We start from the raw sequence: 3136 nt of genomic DNA, 5'->3' as shown, positions 1-3136 counted from the left end.
GCCGGGGACCTGTCGGTCCTCCCCTCCCACCCGGCCGGGGGCCCCGGAGCCGGCGGCCTCCGGGGAAGGCGCGCGCTCCATATCCCTCGCGGGAAAAGGACATTGATCCGAGACTGTCCCCATGAAGACCTCACGTGATCTCCCCACCGGCACCGCCACGGTCCCGGGACGGCTGCCCGCCGACCTGCTCGCCGGCGAGTTCTCCCCGAATCCCGGCTACCTGAACACCGCCGCCCACGGGCTGCTGCCGGCCCGGGCCGCCCGAACGCTCCGGGACGCGGTGGACGACCTGACGGTCGGCCGAATCGATCAGGTGGCACTGATCGACGAGATGGAGACGGCCCGGGCGCGGTGCGCCCGGCTGGTGGGAGTCGCCCCGGAACGGGTGGCGCTCGGCTCCACCGTCGCCGCGCAGGTCGCGGTGGTCGCCGCCGCCCTGCCCCGGGGCGCGGAGGTGCTGACCGTGGAGAAGGAGTTCAGTTCGGTGCCGACCCCCTTCCTGCACGCCGACGACCTGCGACTGCGGGTGGTGCCGCCGGATAGGCTCGCCGACTCCGTCGGTCCCGACACCGCTCTGGTCGCGGTCAGTGCCGCGCAGTCGGCGGACGGGCGGGTCGTGGACCTGGCGGCGGTGCGGGAGGCGGCCCGCGCGCACGGCGCCCGGACCCTGGTGGACACGACCCAGGCGGCCGGCTGGATGGAGTACGACGCCTCCGAAGACGACTTCGTGGTCTGCGCCACCTACAAGTGGCTGCTGGGGCCGCGCGGCGCCTCCTTCATGGTGGTGCCGGCGGACGGAGGAGGGCTGCGGCCGGTGCAGGCCGGGTGGTTCGCGGGCGCCGACCGCTGGGAGAGCTGCTACGGCCCGGCGCGGGAGCTCGCCCCGACCGCCGCGCGCTTCGACATCGCCCCGGCGTACCTGCCCTGGTTGGGCACCGCCCGGGCGCTGGAGGTGCTCGAGGAGGCGGGGATCGACGCCATCCGCGCGCACGATCTGACGCTGGCGGAGCGCTTCCGGGCCGGACTGGAGCGCCTGGGGCGTCCCGCCGCCCCGGAGTCGGCGGGTTCCCCCATCGTCTCGGTCCCGGGCGCGGGCGCGGCGGTCGGGGCCCTGGCCCGGGCCGGGGTGTCGGTGGCGGCCCGCGACGGCGGCCTGCGGGCCTCCTTCCACCTCTACACCACCGAGGCCGACGTGGACCTGGCGTTGAACGCGCTGGAGGGCGTCCCGGCCGGGGCGGGGGGTTGAGCCTCCCGGCGCGGTGGCCCCGGCTCCGGGGCCGCCGCGCCGGCGGTTCGTGTTCGGTTCCGGCGGAAACTTTGCCGTACCGATGGGTAACGACCCCCGGGCAGGGACGACTCGCGGCCCTACAGTGCGGTCATGCCCAATCCGCCCGATGTCGTGCTGTGGGCGATACCCGCCTTCGCCCTGCTCACCGTGATCGAGATGATCAGCTACCGGCTGCATCCGGACGAGAACGCCGCCGGTTACGAGAAGAAGGACGCCGGCACCAGCCTCGCCATGGGGCTCGGCAGCCTCTTCTTCGACCTGCTGTGGAAGATCCCGATCGTCGCGATCTACGCCGCCCTCTACGCGCTGACCCCGCTGCGCATCCCGTTGGAGTGGTGGACCGTTCCGCTGTTGGTCGTCGCCCACGACCTCTGCTACTACTGGTCGCACCGCGGCCACCACACCATACGGATCCTGTGGGCCTGTCACGTGGTGCACCACTCCAGCACGCGGTTCAACCTCACCACCGCGCTGCGACAGCCGTGGACGAGCGTGACGGGGTGGCCGTTCTACCTCCCCCTGATCCTGCTGGGCGTCCACCCGGCCGTGCTGGCGCTGCTGTCGTCGAGCAACCTGGTCTATCAATTCTGGGTGCACACCGAGCGGGTGGGGAGACTGCCGGCGCCGATCGAGTTCGTGTTGAACACCCCCTCCCACCACCGGGTGCACCACGCCTCGCAGGGCGACTACCTGGACCGCAACTTCGGGGGGATTTTCATCGTCTGGGACCGGCTGTTCGGCACCTTCGCACCGGAGACCGAGCGGTGCGTCTACGGGCTGACGAAGAACATCGACACCCACAACCCGCTTCGGGTGGCCACCCATGAGTACGCGTCGATCCTGCGCGACGTACGGGCGGCCCGGACGGGGCGGGACCGGCTGAACCACCTCTTCCGCGGACCGGGGTGGCGTCCGGCGGAGCGGGAACCGGGGGCGGCGGGCGCCGTCGGGGAGCCGGACCGCGTCACCGACCGCGGCCGGTCCACCGGCGATCCGACGGTCGTCGGATGAGGCCGGATCACCCGACACCGACCGGGCGCCCGGACCGCCTGCGAAGTCCCCTCCCGTCCGGCGCCGTCCTGCTGTTCCTCCTGCTGGGCGCCGCGCACCTGACGGGTCACGCGGTGGAGGCGGAGGCGCTGCACCGGGCGACCAAACCGCTGCTGATACCGGCCCTGATGCTGGTGGTCCTCGCCCGGCGCGGGCCCCGGCTGCTCCTGGCCGCCCTGGCCTGCGGGTGGGCGGGGGACGTCCTGCTGATGCCGGATCACCCCGTGGCGTTCCTCGGCGGGATGGCGGCCTTCGGTCTCGGGCACCTCGGCTACCTGGCCCTCTGCCGCCGGGCGGCCCGGGCGGGCTCCCTCCCGACACGACCGCGGATCATCGGCGCGGCCCTCGGGTACGCGGCGGTGGGCGGCGTGGTGGTCGTCCTGTTGTGGCCGGGTCTGCCGGCGGACCTGCGGGTCCCGGTGGCCGGCTACGCGGCGCTGCTGACCGCCACGGCTTGGGCCGCGGCGCTGACGCTCGGCCCCCGGGGCGCGGCGGGAGGGGCGCTCTTCCTGCTCTCCGACGCGCTGATCGCCGCGGGTCTCGGGGACGGCCCGGTGATACCGGCACAGGGCCTCGTCGTCATGGCCACCTATCTCGCCGCCCAGTGGTGGCTGGCGGACGCGGTGCTGCGTTCACCCGCCACCGGACCCTCCGGCCGGCGTCCCGGCGCCGGTCCCGAGGGGGACCGGTCGCGCTCGGCGGATCCGCCTCCGGGCCGGGGGGCCGGGGGCCCGGGAGACCGGCCCGTCACCGCAGCCGGATAGCCCTCCCCGATCCCCTCCCGGCACGCCGGAGGGG

3 protein-coding genes are annotated in these 3136 nt (G+C 74.3%); all 3 read left to right on the top strand.

Annotated features, from left to right (window positions below; genetic code table 11):
* Positions 1 to 121: 121 nt before the first annotated feature.
* The 3 genes from FNQ90_RS17540 to FNQ90_RS17530 all read left to right on the top strand — a co-directional run bounded on the left by FNQ90_RS17540 (position 122) and on the right by FNQ90_RS17530 (position 3102).
* Positions 122 to 1246: an aminotransferase class V-fold PLP-dependent enzyme gene (locus FNQ90_RS17540; protein WP_182607251.1), complete on the top strand. Its 1125-nt coding sequence runs from the start codon at positions 122 to 124 to the stop codon at positions 1244 to 1246.
* A gap of 132 nt (positions 1247 to 1378) precedes the next feature.
* Positions 1379 to 2299, top strand: coding sequence for a sterol desaturase family protein (locus FNQ90_RS17535; protein WP_182607250.1), 921 nt, complete (start codon positions 1379 to 1381; stop codon positions 2297 to 2299).
* Positions 2296 to 3102, top strand: coding sequence for a lysoplasmalogenase (locus FNQ90_RS17530; protein WP_182607249.1), 807 nt, complete (start codon positions 2296 to 2298; stop codon positions 3100 to 3102). The genes FNQ90_RS17535 and FNQ90_RS17530 overlap by 4 nt, the downstream gene beginning before the upstream one ends.
* Positions 3103 to 3136: the final 34 nt, after the last annotated feature.

The organism is Streptomyces alkaliphilus (genome assembly GCF_014141535.1).
Taxonomy (GTDB): Bacteria; Actinomycetota; Actinomycetes; order Streptomycetales; family Streptomycetaceae; genus Streptomyces; species Streptomyces alkaliphilus.
The sequence above is the reverse complement of the archived record's forward strand: the minus strand, read 5'-3'. Positions and strand labels throughout refer to the sequence as shown.

Excerpts from the sequence above, each read along its gene's own strand:
- FNQ90_RS17540 (WP_182607251.1), top strand. The coding sequence starts at position 122 with ATGAAGACCTCACGTGATCTCCCCACCGGCACCGCCACGGTCCCGGGA.
- FNQ90_RS17530 (WP_182607249.1), top strand. The coding sequence starts at position 2,296 with ATGAGGCCGGATCACCCGACACCGACCGGGCGCCCGGACCGCCTGCGA.
- FNQ90_RS17535 (WP_182607250.1), top strand. The coding sequence starts at position 1,379 with ATGCCCAATCCGCCCGATGTCGTGCTGTGGGCGATACCCGCCTTCGCC.